Genomic DNA, 16,314 nt, shown 5'->3' with positions numbered 1-16,314 from the left:
CGACTCTGCTTAAAAGAGGAAAAAAACCGGCACCCGCTGCCTGCGGATGCCGGAGAGAACGGTTAACGTTTCGCGTAGGCGGCGGCGTTACCGCCTGCCAGAATACCGAAGATAATAATATCCGCTACCGCGTTGCCGCCGATACGGTTAGCGCCGTGAATGCCGCCAACCACTTCACCGCAGGCCCAGGCACCGTTAATCACCTGTTTCTGACTATCCAGCACCGCGGTTGTGGTATCGATGGTGACGCCACCCATGGTGTGATGCACGCCGGGTGCGATACGAATCGCGTAGAACGGACCTTCACTCAGCGGATGACGCAGCGCGGTCTGGCGGCCAAAGTCTTCATCCTTCTGCTGTCTGACGAAGCCGTTATAGCGGGCCAGCGTCGCTTCCAGAGCCTGTTGATCCATATTGAGTTTCACCGCCAGTTCGGGCACGGTGGGCGCGCTGACCACAAAGCCTTTGGCGATATATTCGTCAGCCGCTTTGTTGTTCATCCGCACCTGCTCGTCAAACACAATCCAGGCACTCTTCTCTGGCAGGGCGATAATCTGCGCCGAGACTTTGTCGCGGGTTTCCATCTCGTTGTAGAAGCGATGTCCCGCCTGGCTGACCAGGATAGCGCCGCCGCCACGAATCGACTCCGAGACCAGATAAGAGGTGGTCTGTTCAACCGTTGGGTGAATCTGAATTTCGCCCATATCCACGGTATCGGCCCCGATATTTTGCAGCATAGCGATGCCGCTGCCGGTAGCGCCTTTGTGGTTAGTGGTCACAAAGCCATCCAGTTCAGGACGATATTTCACCACCATCTCACGGTTAGCACTGAATCCGCCGGTCGCCACAATCACACTTTTCGCGTTAAGAATACGGCTGTCGTTGTACTCATCAACCACTTTCACGCCTGTGACCGCGCCATTCTCATAGAGGATCTCAGCAACCGAGGTTTCCAGCAGCACTTCAATGTTGCGGCTGTTGATGTTTTTCACCAGTCCGCTGATCAGGAAGCCACCCACCGCTGAGCGGTCAGCCGGACGGTGGGTTCGGTCGATGCTCATCCCGCCGGTGATGGTAATGTCGTTCAGCTCAATGCCATGATCCGCCAGCCACTCAATCGCCTCAGGTGCCAGGTCAACAAACTCACGCAGCAGCACCGGGTTGTTTTTGAATTTACCGCCTTTCAGCGTCTCTTCATAAAACAGCTCTTTGCTGTCTTCAATGCCTTTCAGTTTCTGGAAGCGGGTTTCGGCGGCGTTCATGCCTACCGAGGCTTTGATCGTGTTGCCGCCAATGGTCGGCATCTTCTCGATGATCACCACCCGCGCACCTTCGTCGTGCGCCTGAATCGCGGCGGCCAGACCGGCCCCGCCGCTGCCGACAATCACCACATCGTAGTTCTGCGGCGCGTTAGGGTTGCCGCCTTCATCAATCACATGCGCTTTACTTGAGGTGGTCAGCGCGCGGGAAACCGCTTTCTTCAGTGCTTCACTCTGGGTGGTCGCGCCGGTAATCGCATCCACATGTGGACTGTTCGCTACCAGAATGCGGTTACGCAGACTTTCAAAGGTGGTGGTGAAGTCCACATCCAGTGAGTCATCCGGCACCAGCGAAATATCAGTAATACGGTCGGTATCCAGCGTGACGTTGATTTTCAGCTTCAGCGCTTCGGCTTCCACTTTCTCCTGATAGACGCCCGCTTTGTACTTACGGCCAGACTCACTCATGTCGCGGATCATCGCGTCGACCAGCGAGAAGCGCCACAGCGGTTCCGGGATTTGCAGCTCTTCGCGTTTGTTGCTGTCGATGTAGAGATCGAGATGTTCATTGTTGATGATACGGTCGGTCCAGTCCGGGTAAGCGATACAGGCTTTACCAATCGCCACCAGATCGTACCCTTTTTCCAGCGCCAGTTCGGCATCGGCTTTGTTGACCACGCCACCAACGCCAATCACCGGGACTTTTGCCAGCTCCGGTGAACGCATTGCGATGAATTTATCGATTAACGGCGTCGGGTCCTGGGTATCGACAATCGACGGACGCAGCAACTGTCCCACCGAGAAGTGCACATAGTCGAGTCCACGCGCGGCCAGTTTTTCCAGCAGATAGAGCGTGTCGTCAAAACGGATGCCGGGGACTTCGATCTCTTCCGGTGAAAAGCGATAGCCGATGATGAAAGAGTTGTGCGCAAAGCGCGCCGCCATTTTATGGGTGATTTCCAGCACTTCCAGCGGGAAACGGGCGCGATTGTCGCGACTGCCGCCCCACTTGTCATCGCGCTGGTTAGAGTTGGGTGAATAGAACTGCTGGATCAGATAGGTGTTGGCACCGTGGATCTCGACCCCGTCAAAACCCGCCTTGATCGCGCGGTTCACCGCATCACCAAATTTGGTGATCATGGTCTCCACTTCTTCCGCGCTCAGCGCCTGCGGTGTGGTCGCTCCCTCGCGGGGTGCCGCGATAGCGCTCGGCGCGACCGGGGTTTTGCCGCCAATCAGCTCAGGCTCAACCATGCGGCCGCCGTGATAGATCTGCAAAATCGCCACGGACCCTTCAGATTTGATCGCGTCCGCGATGCGTTTCAGACCGGGAATTTTGTTGTCGCTGTCGATAGCAATAGCGCCAGGGAAAGCCGGGCCGCGGTTATCGATAAAGCAGCACTCGACGATCACGGTACCGATGCTGCCTGCGCGGGCGCGGTAGTACTCAACCAGCTCGCTGGTGACGGTTCCGTCATAAAAACCAGTACAGGTGGTCATCGGTGCCATCACCAGGCGATTTTTTAATACCGCACCGTTAGGAAGGGTGAGGGGATTGAGGATGGGAGTGAGAGTATTCATCGAGATAAACTCCAAGATTTAAAAGTCTGGAAATTTTTTATCGGAGGCGAAATATCGCTTAATTAAGTGGTCCGATGTCATGCTGCTAATATACTCTTTTCTTTGCTTACATAAGCGATAAATTTACTTATTTAACTTTTAAATGATTTGGAGATTTTATTTGATGAAAAATCAAAGTGAAGTTATATTAATTGTTAACTATGCTTAACTAAAAATCAACCATTGATTTACACAAAAAATAACTTTATGATTATCATGAAGTTAAGATTATACACCCCGTCAGTCGCTGTCAGGTTTTGGGTGATCGGATTCACAAAAATGTCAAATATTCCAGTAGAAATAAATAAATAGAAAATAAATGTTAAAAAACGGGAATAATGAATTGGGTTTATTGATCTGGATCAAAATTTATATTTCCAGAAATCGCATCATATTTACATGGTTTAAAAAAACAGCTGACTGATTAAGCAGCAGCGTTCAGAAAAAATAGTGCATCGCGGTTTATTCACACCAGAAAGAATAATTAAGAAAGTTACCAGTGAAGCTCCGGGGCGCAAATCGCATTCTTCTTAACTTGCAGATAAATACTATGAAAACACTCTCAACAGTAAAAGAACCCCCTAAAGCGGCACCCGCCGCGGCAGGCAAAAAGAAAGCCATTATGCTGGCGTTACCGGTGCTGGTCGCGGTGCTGCTGTTACTGGTGCCGGTCCCGGCGGGCCTCGAACCTTACGCCTGGCACTTCTTTGCTATCTTCGTTGGTGTCATCGTCGGTCTGATCTTTGAGCCGCTGCCAGGCGCGGTCATTGGCCTGACCGGCGTGGTAGTCATCGCGCTGTTCAGCCAGTTTCTGCTGTTCAGCCCGGCCGAACTGGCTGCACCGGGTTTCAAAGTCGCCAGCGCGTCATTTAAATGGGCGGTCAGCGGCTTCGGCAACTCCACGGTCTGGCTCATCTTCGGGGCCTTTATGTTCGCGGCCGGTTATGACAAAACGCAGTTTGGTCGTCGCCTGGCGCTGATTCTGGTGAAGTATCTGGGACGCCGCAGCCTGACGCTGGGTTATGCGATTACCTTTGCCGACCTGTTACTCGCGCCCTTCACCCCATCGAACACCGCGCGCAGTGGCGGCACCATCTATCCGATTATTGCCAACCTGCCTCCGCTCTACGGCTCTAAACCCAATGACCCGAGCGCCCGTAAAATCGGTTCCTACCTGATGTGGGTGGCGATTACCGCGGCCTGTATTACCAGCTCAATGTTCCTGTCTGCACTGGCACCTAACCTGCTGGCGCTGGCGCTGGTCAAAAGCGTGATCGGTTTCGATATTTCCTGGGGTATGTGGTTCCTGGCCTTCCTGCCGCTGGGGCTGCTGCTGATTCTCACCATGCCGCTGCTGGCCTACTGGTTCTATCCGCCTGAAGTCAAAATCAACGATGAAGTGCCAAAATGGGCGATTGCTGAACTGCAAAAGCTGGGCAAACTGACCCGTAATGAGATCCTGCTGCTGGTGTTTGTGGTCTGCGCCCTGCTGATGTGGATTTTCGCCACCGCCTGGATTGAACCGGCTATGGCCGCGCTGCTGGTGGTAGTGCTGATGCTGTGGACCGGCGTACTTAGCTGGAATGACATTACCAGTAACAAAGCGGCGTGGAATACTTTCGCCTGGTTCGCCACCCTGGTAGCACTGGCCGATGGCCTGGCGCGCGTTGGCTTTATTACCTGGTTGGGTAAAGAGGGCGGCATGCTGTTGCAGGGTTATGACCCACAGGTTTCAGCCGTGGTGCTGTTAATCGCCTTCTTCCTGCTGCACTACCTGTTCGCCAGTACCACTGCGCATACCACCGCGCTGTTACCGGCCATGCTGACTATTGCCGCATCGATTCCAGGCATCAATATGCCAGTCTTCTGCCTGATGCTCTGTACCTCGCTGGGTGTGATGGGCATCATTACCCCTTACGGCACCGGTCCAAGCCCGATCTATTACGGTAGCGGCTATCTGCCCACCAAAGACTACTGGCGTCTTGGTACTATCTTCGGTGCCATCTTCCTGGGCGCGATGATGCTGATCGCCTATCCGTGGATGGTCTGGATGTTCTGACGGATATAACATGCGGATCAACGTGTTATAAGATACCATTCCTGCACTTACCCGCTGCGCCGCGGCGGGTAAGCATAATAAATGATTAATTCGCCTATGATGTTGTGCTCCGCAGCCCGACCGCGGTGCGACAGCCGGTCATTAAGTGAGAAAAAATGTCGAACAAACCTTTTACCTATCAGAACCCCTTTCCCCTTGCCCACGATGACACTGAATACTATCTGCTGAGCCGTGACCACGTCTCGGTGGCGGAATTTGAGGGTCAGGAGATCCTGAAAGTCGCTCCGCAGGCGCTGACCCTGCTGGCGCAGCAGGCATTTCATGACGCCTCGTTCATGCTGCGTACCGCGCATCAGCAGCAGGTGGCCTCAATCCTTGAGGACCCGGAAGCCAGCGACAACGACAAATATGTCGCCCTGCAATTTTTAAGAAACTCTGAGATTGCCGCCAAAGGCGTACTGCCAACCTGCCAGGATACCGGCACCGCCATCATCATGGGCAAAAAGGGCCAGCGCGTCTGGACCGGCGGCGGTGATGAAGCCGCGCTGTCACAGGGTGTCTATAACACTTACATCGAAGATAACCTGCGCTATTCCCAGAACGCCGCGCTGGATATGTATAAAGAGGTGAATACCGGCACCAACCTGCCGGCGCAGATTGACCTCTACAGCGTGGATGGCGATGAGTACAAATTCCTCTGCATCGCCAAAGGCGGCGGCTCCGCCAACAAAACCTATCTCTATCAGGAAACCAAAGCGCTGCTCAGTCCAGGCAAGCTGAAAAATTACCTGGTGGATAAGATGCGTACCCTCGGCACCGCGGCCTGCCCGCCCTACCATATCGCCTTTGTGATTGGCGGCACCTCAGCAGAAAGCACCCTGAAAACGGTTAAGCTGGCCTCGACCCACTATTACGATGGACTGCCGACCGAAGGCAACGAGCACGGCCAGGCGTTCCGCGATGTTGCGCTGGAGCAGGAACTGCTGGAGGCGGCGCAGCAGCTCGGTCTCGGCGCTCAGTTTGGCGGTAAATATTTCGCGCATGACATTCGCGTGGTGCGTCTGCCGCGTCACGGTGCTTCCTGCCCAATCGGCATGGGCGTCTCCTGCTCGGCTGACCGTAACATCAAGGCGAAGATCAACCGTGAAGGGATCTGGATTGAGAAGCTGGAGAGCAACCCAGGCCGTCTGATCCCGGAAGCGCTGCGTCAGCAGGGTGAAGGTGAGGTTTTGCAGGTCGATCTGAACCGTCCGATGGAGCAGATTCTGGCCCAGCTCTCCGCGCATCCGGTCTCAACCCGTCTGTCGCTGACCGGCACCATTATTGTGGCGCGCGACATTGCCCATGCCAAACTCAAAGAGCGCATCGATAACGGTGAAGGATTACCGCAATACGTCAAAGATCATCCGATCTACTATGCGGGTCCGGCTAAAACACCAGAGGGTTATGCCTCTGGTTCGCTCGGCCCGACGACCGCAGGCCGGATGGATTCCTACGTGGATCTGTTGCAGGCGCATGGCGGCAGTAAGATCATGCTGGCGAAAGGCAACCGCAGCCAGCAGGTGACGGATGCCTGTCATAAACATGGCGGCTTCTATCTCGGCAGCATCGGGGGACCGGCGGCGGTTCTGGCGCAGCAGAGCATTAAGAGTCTGGAATGCGTGGAGTATGCCGAGCTGGGAATGGAAGCGATCTGGAAAATTGAGGTGGAGAACTTCCCTGCCTTTATCCTGGTCGATGACAAAGGCAATGACTTCTTCCAGCACATTGAGCGCGCGCACTGCGCGAAATGCGTTAAGTAAATGGAACATTTAATGGAAATGAACTGAATATTATTCTGTACCGGGTTCATATCCATTAAAATTGCTCCTGCCAGGCTTTAATGGCAGGAGCAATAATTATCCAATCGTAAAAAACACTCTCCCGCAAAGGCTCCATCAAAATCAGCTTTTTCCTTTCGTCATTTATCAATTTAACTCAACATAAATCCTCAGTTTCACTTTACATCACCGAAGAAATACTCTTTCATTACCACCTGATGCTGAAAAAGTATTCAGTCTTGATTTAAATCAAGTCACATAAATGTCGACCCCGTCAGAATCACACTCTTAACGCTATAGGAAAGTTTATCTATATAGTTAATACAAAGACGACCCTGAACCGGAATGTGAGATAGACAAAGGCCCGCTACCGCGAGGGAAGTATAAGATCGGAAACCCTATAGCAAAACATCCCACCGCCGGAAGATTTGTTCTGCGTTTGACAGCCTATGCAGGCAATAACATGTGTGGTCGCGATGGCTTTCTTATTCACAGTGATAATGGCCATGGAACAGCGTCGAACGGTTGTATTGTCGCCTCTTTCGATAGCCGCAAAAAAATAGCCGACAGTAACGACAGGGAACTCATCGTTAAATGAAATGGATCATTGCTATCGCATTTATAGCTCTTTCTTCTTCCTGCCTGTCATATAACGGCATATCTGCTGAAGAAATCCTTTTTAATAAGGTTATCGAAGCGTCAAAAAGCAGTAATCGCAGGGGGTTGTCAGATAAGGATTACGCGCGCGTCTCTGAATACCTCTCTCAGGGCAAGTCACGCTGGATAGAACTTTATCCCATATTGCATAAAGATCCTTTTCGCGGCGTTACCTTTTTTCAGGAAGGACTTAATATCGCTATGGCTTATGCGTTACCTGAAAATCCGGTTGCTGTATTAAAGTTTGTTGATGGAGAGAACGTTAATGAGATATGTGGTTTACCCTTCATCGAACCTGCCCCGGATGAAATCAGAAACTATATTCAAAAAACAATAGTAGCGATAGGTAAAGTAAAGACCGGAGGCTACTGGAAAGTGCAATGCATCAATCTCCTGAACCGGCGTTTTTCAGCTGAAAATCTGCCGTAATGTAATCGGGATGATTTAATTAAACAGATTAGTCATCTTTCACGTCCTTTCAATGACTTAGTAATCATTGCCGGATAAGGTAAGCAAAAGACTACCCTACATATTTCCGGTTAAAATCCGTACTGCCCATTGGACTGCGCCCTACTTAGCTGACTATTCAGCTTTTCAGGTGCAGTTCATCATCGTTTCTAGCCGCGCTGCAACCGCCGCAGAGCCGCATCAACCTGATCCTCACCCTGGGTCAGTTCGATGATCTGATATTTGATCGCCGGGTTCTCGATCAGGCCAGCCAGGGTAGCCGCCACATCTTCACGCGGTATGACACCATAGGGAATCGCCAGATCGGCATGAATCAGACCGGTGCCGGGTTCATCGGTCAGCGTCCCCGGACGCAGGATCACCCACTCCAGTTTGCTCGCCACCAGCGCGGCATCCGCCAGCCGTTTAACCCGCATGTAGTTCTCAAATCCTTCAGAGGGGGAGATTTTGCCGCGCCCCGCATCCGGGAACGCGGAGACCAGCATAAAACGCGACACGCCCGCCTGCTCCGCCGCCGCGACCGCCAGTTTCAGCCCTTCACCGTCGATGGCGTTGGTCAGTTCGATACCGGCCCCGCCCGCGCCAGCGCTAAAAACGACGACATCATGCCCGGCCATCATCTGCGCCAGCGTCGCTACGCTGAGTTGCTGAATATCCCCTGCCAGCGGCTGCGCCCCGGCAGCCTGCAACGTTGCGGCCTGCTCCGGTTTACGATGCAGCGCCGTCACCGCGTGTGCTTTGTTGCTCAGCTGACGGGTCAGATGCAGGCCAACTTTGCCCGCCGCCCCGATAATAAAACATGTCGCCATAGATTGAGATCCTCTGTAAAAAGCGCGAGTGCCAGAGTATAGCCATCAGCCCATAACAGACCAGGCGCCTGATGCGGCGCCTGGTTAACTGATTACGGAATGACCTTTTCCGCTTTCAGCTTATCGAACAGCTGCGTAAAGGAGTCGAGCGTGCTGCGATAGCCGGTGAAGCCCGCCTTACGGCTTTTACTCATATCGGTAAAGGCTTCCATCGGACGTCCCAGGTCGGCATCGGTGTGCCACCATGAGGCCAGTCGGGTAATATCCGCCTCACGCAGCTGGTGCTGCTCAGCAATCTCCCGCCATGCGCTGGCCGCGTCCTGCATCCGATCTTCCAGCGGCATCATCTGTGCCGGGTAGTCCGCCGCTTCAATGCCAAAATATTCCGCCAGCTTCGGCCACATCCAGTTCCAGCGGAACACGTCGCCGTTTACCGCATTGAAATCCTGATTCGCGGCATTCGGTGACGTCGCCGCCCAGTGCAGCTGTTCGGCCAGCAGACCCGCATCGGTCATATCAGCCACGCCGTTCCACTGCTCAGGGGAGCCAGGGAAAATAAATGGCCAGCCCTGTGCTTTACACAAGGTGGCGTAGACCGCCAGCGTCTGTCCCATATTCATCGCATTGCCAACCGCATAGCCGATGATGGTGTGAGGGCGGTGCACGCTCCAGCGATAGTCATATTTCTCTGCACCCGCAAAGATTTCATCTTCCTGCGCATAGTAGAAGTTATCGACCGGCTGACGCCCCTGCTCTTCACGGAACGGCGTGACCAGTACGGCACCTTTACCGTAGGCTTCGAACGGCCCCAGGTAGTGCTTCAGCCCGGTCACCAGCGCCACGTGCGAACCCTGTAAACGGTCGCCGAGCGCTTCGATCACATTGCGCACCATGTTGCCGTTGACGCGGATGTTCTCTTTTTCAGTTTCCTGACGCGCCCAGACGCTGAAGAACAGCGCATCCGGTTTTACCGTTTGCAGCGCGTCACGCACGGCGTCGGCGTCGGTAAGATCGGCGGTCAGGCTGGTTGCCCCCTCCGGCACCGCGCCGCGTCCGCGTGACAGACCGGTGACCTGCCAGCCCTCCTGCTGTAATTTATCCGCCAGTGCACGACCAATAACGCCGCTGATGCCTACAATCAAAGCCTGCTTTTTCATTTGATTTCTCCTCGATTTGCGTAATGCTAAGCCTAATAGAGAATTCAGTTCTTATCTCTGGCATTAATTCACAGCATTCTCAACCTGAGTTCATCAATCCATGCACGATCAACGTCTCAAAGATATTCTGCCGTTTGTCAGCAGCGTCGAGTGTGGCAGCTTTACCGCGGCGGCGGAGCGCCTGCATGTGACCGGATCGGCGGTCAGCAAAAGCGTCAGCCGGCTGGAGGCGCGTTTAGGTTCACGCCTGCTGGAACGCACCACGCGCAGCCTGCAACTGACCGATGCCGGCAGCGCCTACTATCAGACCTGTCTGCGCGTTCTTGAAGATCTGGCCGAGGCGGAGGCGGTGCTGGCCGCGCAGCGCACCATTCCCTCTGGCCGTCTGCGGCTGGCGGTGCCGACGACCTATGGCCGTCTCAACGTCATGCCGCTGCTGATGCCCTTTTGCCAGCAGCACCCGGAGCTGGCGCTGAGCCTGAGTTTTTCCGATCGCTTTGTCGATCTGTTTGAGGAAGGTGTAGATGTGGCGGTGCGGATTGGCGGTGCGCCCGACCTGCCCGCCTCGCTGGGCTGGCGGAACATGGGCCGCGAGCAGATGCAGTTCTGTGCCTCACCCGGCTATCTGGCGCGCGAGGGGTATCCGCAGGATGAGGCGTCGTTGCTGAATCATCGCGCCATCCTTTATGAGCGGGTGGATGGCAGCACCAAACCCTGGCTGTTCACCACCGACGATGGTCAACCGCACTGGCGCGAGATGCCCTACCGTCTGGCGCTGGGCGACGTGGATGCGCAGTTACAGGCGGTGCTAGCCGGACTTGGCGTGGCGCAGATGCCCTCATGGCTGATTCAGCGGGCGGTGGCAGCGGGTGAACTGGAGATTATTCTGCCAGAGCGGCAGCCCGATGGGCTGACCCTCAGCGTGGTGTGGCCGCGCCGCAAACAGTTTCTGCCGAAAGTTGATGCGCTGCTGTCGGCGCTGAATAGGCTGACGATCCGGTAACTCGCCCGGTTTCATCTGCTATAGCCTGTAGGCCATCAACCGCTTTCAGCCCTGCTCCCCCTCAGACATACCCCATCATTTTCAGCAGCGACTGCACCTGATTCATCGCCTCGCTGCGATGAGAAACGCCCAGCTTCTGATATAGATTGCGGATATGGGTTTTGATGGTGGTCGACGCCACCGCCAGTTCACCGGCGATCTGGTCATTGCTGTAGCCGGAATAGATCAGCCCCAGCACCTGCCATTCGCGCTGGGTCAGGGGGCTGGTACGGATCAGCTCCGGCACGTCGGGATGGTTAAGTAACCGGCTGACAAATCCTTCGTCGAAATGGGCGAACTTGTGACGATGATATTTGTTGATCTCCAGCAGAATACGGCGGGCGCGGTGGCTGTCCAGCTCGTTCAGGGTATTAAGCTGGATCAGCTGCCGCAGCTGCTGCGCCATCATCTCCCCTTCAATCACAAAATGGCTGATAAAACCGGTGCTGCGCGCCAGTTTCAGCGCCTCAATCAGCGTGCGCTGCGCCTCCGCTTTGCGCTCGGTTTGCCAGTAGATTTGATTCAGGAGTAGCAGGTTACGGTTTAAATCACTCATCAGCCGCAGGGCGCGGGCATTGTCATTCAGCTCCTCCAGCACCACTTCTGCCTGGCTGACGTCACCCAGCAGGATCTGCGCGCGGGCGATGTTGCGCCACTGTCCCTGAAGGAAATGGTTATTGGCGAAGGCCGGTTTGGGCGTCTGCCGCAGCCAGTTACGGGCGTTCTGGCTGTCGCCGGTCATCTGCCAGTAAATTACCCGGACTTTATCCGCATTGGCGATCCAGTCGCTGTGCCAGTTGCCGTTGTTCAGCAGATTTTCCAGCCGGTTCAGGTAGCTGCGGGCGTTATCAAGATTACCGCGCGCCAGCGAGCACTGCACCAGCAGGCCCAGGCACTGGATCTGCTGCTGCGGCTGAAAACCGGTCAGCACTTTGATCCCTTCCCGGGCGGCCTGCTCCGCCTCCTCCAGCCGTCCCCAGGCCCACAGCAGCTGGGCGCGGATGCGCAGCAGAAACTCATGCAGCGGGAACTGCGCCAGATGCTGCTCCTCCACCAGCACAAAGGCGCGGCTCTGGATCTCATACGCCGCCTGCAAAAAACCCTGAGCAAACAGAATTTCACTCTGCTGGATCAGGCTCCACAGGGCGTAGTGCCAGGCTTCATCCCGTCGTGCCATCTGTTCGGTCTGTCGCATCAGCTTAAGTGAGTCGTCCAGCTGGCCTTTGCAGTGCATTACCTCGCCATGCACTGAGGTCGCCACAATCCGGCTGTAGTGTCGGCTGGCGGGCAGCGTGTCGAGCGCCACTTTCGCCAGCCGCTCCGCCTCATCGGTGTTGCCATCGTTAATCGCTACCTGGGCGCGTAACGCATTGAATTCACCCCGCAGCGCCTCATCAATCTCGCAACGACAGGCCTGCTCAAAGCGTGCCAGCAAACTGTCGACCTCGGAGAAGCGATGCTGGCTCTGCATCAGCCACGCCTGCAACAGCACCAGCATCGGGTTCTCCAGCATCATCTCCCACGGCAGCGCCTTGAGGGAGTTCTCCAGCAGCGGCAACTCGCTCTGATTAAACAGCGTCCAGGCGTGCTTCAGCAGCACGTCACGCAGCATACTGGCATCCCCGGAGGCCAGCGCGTGATGGATCGCTTCGCCGGGAAAGCCCTGCGCCATCCAGCTCTCCGCCGCCGCACGATGCAGCGCGGGCAGCTCCGCCGCCAGCTCCCACTGACAGCGCTGACGCAGGAAGTTACCAAATAGCGGATGGTAGCTGAACCAGCAGCCGGAATCGTCCATGCGCTGCAAAAACAGCCCCTGGCGCTCAATCTCTTCCAGCCGCATCTGCCCGTTCTCTTCACGGGTGACACAGGCGATCAGCTCATCGTTCATTGAGCGCAGCAGCGCGGTTTTCAGTAAAAAATGGCGGGTCGGGAGATCGACATTGTCCAGTACCTCCTCCACCAGATAATCGGAGAGATGACTGGCGTTGATGCCGGAGAGACGCCGCGCCGAATGCTGAGCCGAGCTGGCACCCTGGCGCGCCGACAGCACAATCAATTGCAGCGCGGTGGCCCAGCCCGCCACGTCATCACACAGCCTGCCGCTCTCTTCGCTCTCCAGCGGCGCCGCCAGCCGGCAGTCGAAAAACTGCTGTGCCTCCTGATGGGTAAAGGCCAGCTGCTGGCTGCCCAGCTCAATCAGCTGCTCGCGCACCCGCAGATTGGCGATGCCGAGCTGCGGCAGATTGCGGGAGAGCAGGATCAGCGTCAGGTTTTCCGGCTGATGGCGCAGGAAGAAGCGCATCGCGTCGTGGATCACCGGATTGGTGATCAGATGGTAGTCATCGACAATCAGCCACAGCGGCTGATGCCACTCCACCAGTTCAATAAACAGCTGCGAAAACAGCGCGTTGAGATTAACGTACTGCCGCTTCTGCGCCAGTAATTCGCTGCGCGGGCAGCCGCCGTGGCTGGCCTGTTGCAGCGCCGCGATCAGGTAATCCGCAAAACGTTCCGGCTGATTATCGCCCTCATCCAGAGAATACCAGCCCAGATGACTCTTACCCGCCGCCCACTGCGACACCAGCGTGGTTTTGCCGTAGCCCGCCGGACTGGTGACCAGCACTAATCGATAGTTACCGGCCGCGGTGAGCTTTTGCAGCAATCTTTCACGCATCACGGTCCCTTCAAGTCGGACCGGGCGGCTGAGTTTAGAGGGTATTAGCATGGGCGCGCGTTTCTCCGTTCTGATCGAGCGCATCATTATTTTACGCTTCGTAATTATTCCTTACACAGGTTCAGCATTCCGTCAGGTGATTGCAAGCAAACCCATTAACTAATCTTCACAAAAGCGTGCGCAATCACACTCCTGCGTCGCTTTAGGATTAGCCTCAGCCTCTCCGCCCTCCCTATCCTCCCGCGCTAATCCCTCTCAGGAGGAGGAGCAATCTCTTTCCCCTGGGCACACTGTCGCCACACTGACCTATTTTCTGTTTTTACAGGACACCAACCATGACGACACAGCCCGAATTTAACCCGATTCAGTTCAACGCCGCCCTGACGCGCCAGTGGCAACGTTTTGGCCTGCGCGACGCACGTGAGATGAGCCAGGCGCAGTGGTGGCAGGCGCTCAGTGGCGCACTGGCCGATCTGCTGGCGGCGCAGCCCGCCGTGGCTGCGCAGACGCCGCAGCGCCATGTGAACTATCTGTCGATGGAGTTTCTGATCGGTCGCCTGACCGGCAATAACCTGCTCAATCTCGGCTGGTATGACGCAGTAAAATCGGCGCTGGCGCAGTGGGATATTTCCCTGACCGACCTGCTGGAAAACGAAACCGATCCGGCGCTGGGTAACGGTGGCCTGGGTCGGCTGGCCGCCTGCTTCCTTGACTCGATGGCGACCGTGGGCCAGCCCGCGATCGGCTACGGCCTGAATTACCAGTATGGGCTGTTCCGCCAGCGCTTTGAGCAGGGTGCGCAGCATGAAACCCCGGATGACTGGCAGCGCGATCGCTATCCGTGGTTTAACCATAACGCGGCACTGAACGTGCGGGTGGGGCTGGGAGGCAAAGTGGTGACGGCCAATGGCCGACCGCACTGGCAACCGGCGTTTGAGCTGGTCGGTGAAGCCTGGGATCTGCCGGTGGTGGGCTATCAGAATGGCATCAGCCAGCCGCTGCGTTTATGGCAGGCCAGACATGCGCATCCGTTTAACCTTAACCGCTTCAACGACGGCGATTTTCTGCGCGCTGAGCAGCAGGGCATCGACGCGGAAAAACTCACCAAGGTGCTCTACCCCAACGACAACCATCAGAACGGTAAAAAACTGCGCCTGATGCAGCAATATTTCCAGTGCGCCTGTGCGCTGGCGGATATTCTGCGCCGTCACCACCGGGCGGGACGCACCATCGACACCCTGGCCGATCATGAAGTGATCCAGCTCAACGACACCCATCCGACGCTGGCGATCCCGGAACTGATGCGCCTGCTGCTGGATGAGCATCAGCTGGAGTGGGATCGGGCGTGGCAGATCACCCAGCACACCTTTGCCTACACCAACCACACCCTGATGCCGGAAGCGCTGGAGTGCTGGGATGTGCGGCTGGTGCGCAGCCTGCTGCCGCGCCATATGATGATCATCAACACCCTTAATGCCCAGCTGAAAGCGACCGTCAGCGCGCACTGGCCGGGTGATGAGGCGAAGTGGGCGAAACTGGCGCTGGTGCACAACAACCAGCTGCGGATGGCTAACCTCTGCGTCACCAGTGGCTTCGCGGTTAATGGCGTGGCGGCGCTGCACTCGAAACTGGTGGTGCAGGATCTCTTCCCGGAGTACCACCAGCTCTGGCCGCAGAAGTTTCACAACGTTACCAACGGCATTACGCCACGCCGCTGGATTAACCAGTGCAACCCGGCGCTGAGCGCGCTGATCACCCGGACGCTGCAAAAGCCCTGGATCAACGATCTCGATGCGTTGCAGGGCCTGGAAGCCTTTGCCGATGATGCGGCGTTTTGCGCGGAGTATCGCGCCATTAAGCAGCAAAACAAACAGGCGCTGGCGCAGTGGGTGCAGCAGCGTACCGGTATCGAAATCGATCCTACCGCACTGTTTGATGTACAGATTAAGCGTCTGCATGAGTACAAGCGTCAGCACCTGAGTCTGCTGCATATTATTGCCCTGTGGCAGACGCTGGTGAGCGATCCGCAGGCCAATCGCGTTCCGCGCGTGGTGCTGTTTGGTGCCAAAGCCGCACCGGGTTACGCGCTGGCGAAAAATATCATCTATGCCATCAACAAAGTGGCGGAGGTGATTAACCAGGATCCCCGGGTTGGCAATCGCCTGAAAGTGGTGTTTATCCCCGATTACAACGTCTCGGTGGCGGAGCGACTGATTCCGGCCGCCGACCTTTCCGAGCAGATCTCCACCGCCGGGAAAGAAGCCTCAGGCACCGGCAACATGAAGCTGGCACTGAACGGCGCGCTGACTATCGGCACGCTGGATGGCGCTAACGTGGAGATCGCGGAGCAGGTCGGCAGTGAAAATATCTTTATTTTCGGTCATACCGTGGAGCAGGTGGTGGCGTTAAAGGCCAGCGGCTACGCCCCGGCGCAGTGGCGTAAGAAAGATCATCAGCTCAACCGGGTGTTAAAGGCGCTGGAAGATGGCACCTTCAGCCAGGGCGACCGTCACGCTTTCGAAGCGATGCTGCACAGTCTGGGAGCGGAAGGCGGCGATCCTTACCTGGTGCTGGCCGATTTCCAGCCCTACCTTGAAGCGCAGGCGCGGGTTGAGGCGCTGTGGAGCGATCAGCAGAGCTGGACGCGCGCCACCATCCTGAATACCGCGCGCTGCGGCATGTTCAGTTCCGATCGCGCGATCCGTGACTACCAGCAGCGCATCTGGCAAGCGACGCGCTAAGGAACGCC

Annotated in this window: 9 protein-coding genes and 1 pseudogene; 6 read left to right on the top strand and 4 right to left on the bottom strand. The window is 56.2% G+C overall.

Annotated elements, in window-relative coordinates; all coding sequences use genetic code 11:
• Window positions 1-62 precede the first annotated feature (62 nt).
• Window positions 63-2,840, bottom strand: coding sequence for a flavocytochrome c (locus ACCW71_RS08235; RefSeq protein WP_436370697.1), 2,778 nt, complete (start codon window positions 2,838-2,840; stop codon window positions 63-65).
• A 589-nt stretch (window positions 2,841-3,429) separates the two neighbouring features.
• Here ACCW71_RS08235 and ACCW71_RS08230 point away from each other — a divergent pair.
• The 4 genes and pseudogenes from ACCW71_RS08230 to ACCW71_RS08215 all read left to right on the top strand — a co-directional run bounded on the left by ACCW71_RS08230 (window position 3,430) and on the right by ACCW71_RS08215 (window position 7,844).
• Window positions 3,430-4,938 (top strand): DASS family sodium-coupled anion symporter, encoded by a 1,509-nt coding sequence (locus tag ACCW71_RS08230; protein WP_436370696.1) that lies wholly within the window; start codon window positions 3,430-3,432, stop codon window positions 4,936-4,938.
• 155 nt (window positions 4,939-5,093) lie between these two features.
• Window positions 5,094-6,740 carry a class I fumarate hydratase FumA gene (gene fumA, locus ACCW71_RS08225; RefSeq protein WP_436370695.1) on the top strand — a complete coding sequence of 549 codons (1,647 nt, stop codon included), beginning with the start codon at window positions 5,094-5,096 and terminating at the stop codon, window positions 6,738-6,740.
• Window positions 6,741-7,092: 352 nt separating this feature from the next.
• Window positions 7,093-7,356: pseudogene (locus ACCW71_RS08220) on the top strand (tlde1 domain-containing protein); the annotation flags it as partial.
• Window positions 7,353-7,844, top strand: coding sequence for a hypothetical protein (locus ACCW71_RS08215; protein WP_436370694.1), 492 nt, complete (start codon window positions 7,353-7,355; stop codon window positions 7,842-7,844). The pseudogene ACCW71_RS08220 and the gene ACCW71_RS08215, both read left to right, overlap by 4 nt.
• Window positions 7,845-8,032: 188 nt before the next feature.
• Here the strand turns inward: ACCW71_RS08215 and ACCW71_RS08210 are convergent, their stop codons facing one another.
• Together ACCW71_RS08210 and ACCW71_RS08205 are read right to left on the bottom strand one after the other, a co-directional pair.
• Window positions 8,033-8,692: an SDR family oxidoreductase gene (locus tag ACCW71_RS08210; protein ID WP_436370693.1), complete on the bottom strand. Its 660-nt coding sequence runs from the start codon at window positions 8,690-8,692 to the stop codon at window positions 8,033-8,035.
• Between the two features lie 92 nt (window positions 8,693-8,784).
• Complete coding sequence (locus ACCW71_RS08205; RefSeq protein ID WP_436370692.1) at window positions 8,785-9,849, bottom strand: SDR family oxidoreductase; 1,065 nt, start codon at window positions 9,847-9,849, stop codon at window positions 8,785-8,787.
• Between the two features lie 100 nt (window positions 9,850-9,949).
• On the opposite strand from ACCW71_RS08205, the gene ACCW71_RS08200 reads away from it, so the two are divergent.
• Window positions 9,950-10,852, top strand: a complete 903-nt coding sequence (locus ACCW71_RS08200) for a LysR family transcriptional regulator (protein ID WP_436370691.1) — start codon at window positions 9,950-9,952, stop codon at window positions 10,850-10,852.
• 61 nt (window positions 10,853-10,913) lie between these two features.
• Here the strand turns inward: ACCW71_RS08200 and malT are convergent, their stop codons facing one another.
• Complete coding sequence (malT, locus tag ACCW71_RS08195; protein ID WP_436370690.1) at window positions 10,914-13,616, bottom strand: HTH-type transcriptional regulator MalT; 2,703 nt, start codon at window positions 13,614-13,616, stop codon at window positions 10,914-10,916.
• A gap of 284 nt (window positions 13,617-13,900) precedes the next feature.
• On the opposite strand from malT, the gene malP reads away from it, so the two are divergent.
• The gene (malP, locus tag ACCW71_RS08190) at window positions 13,901-16,306 is read left to right on the top strand and encodes a maltodextrin phosphorylase (RefSeq protein ID WP_436370689.1); all 2,406 of its coding nucleotides are present in this window, start codon (window positions 13,901-13,903) and stop codon (window positions 16,304-16,306) included.
• Window positions 16,307-16,314 lie beyond the last annotated feature (8 nt).

The organism is Pantoea sp. C2G6, assembly GCF_051336815.1.
Taxonomy (GTDB): domain Bacteria; phylum Pseudomonadota; class Gammaproteobacteria; order Enterobacterales; family Enterobacteriaceae; genus Pantoea.
This window is presented reverse-complemented; position numbering and strand designations above follow the sequence as displayed.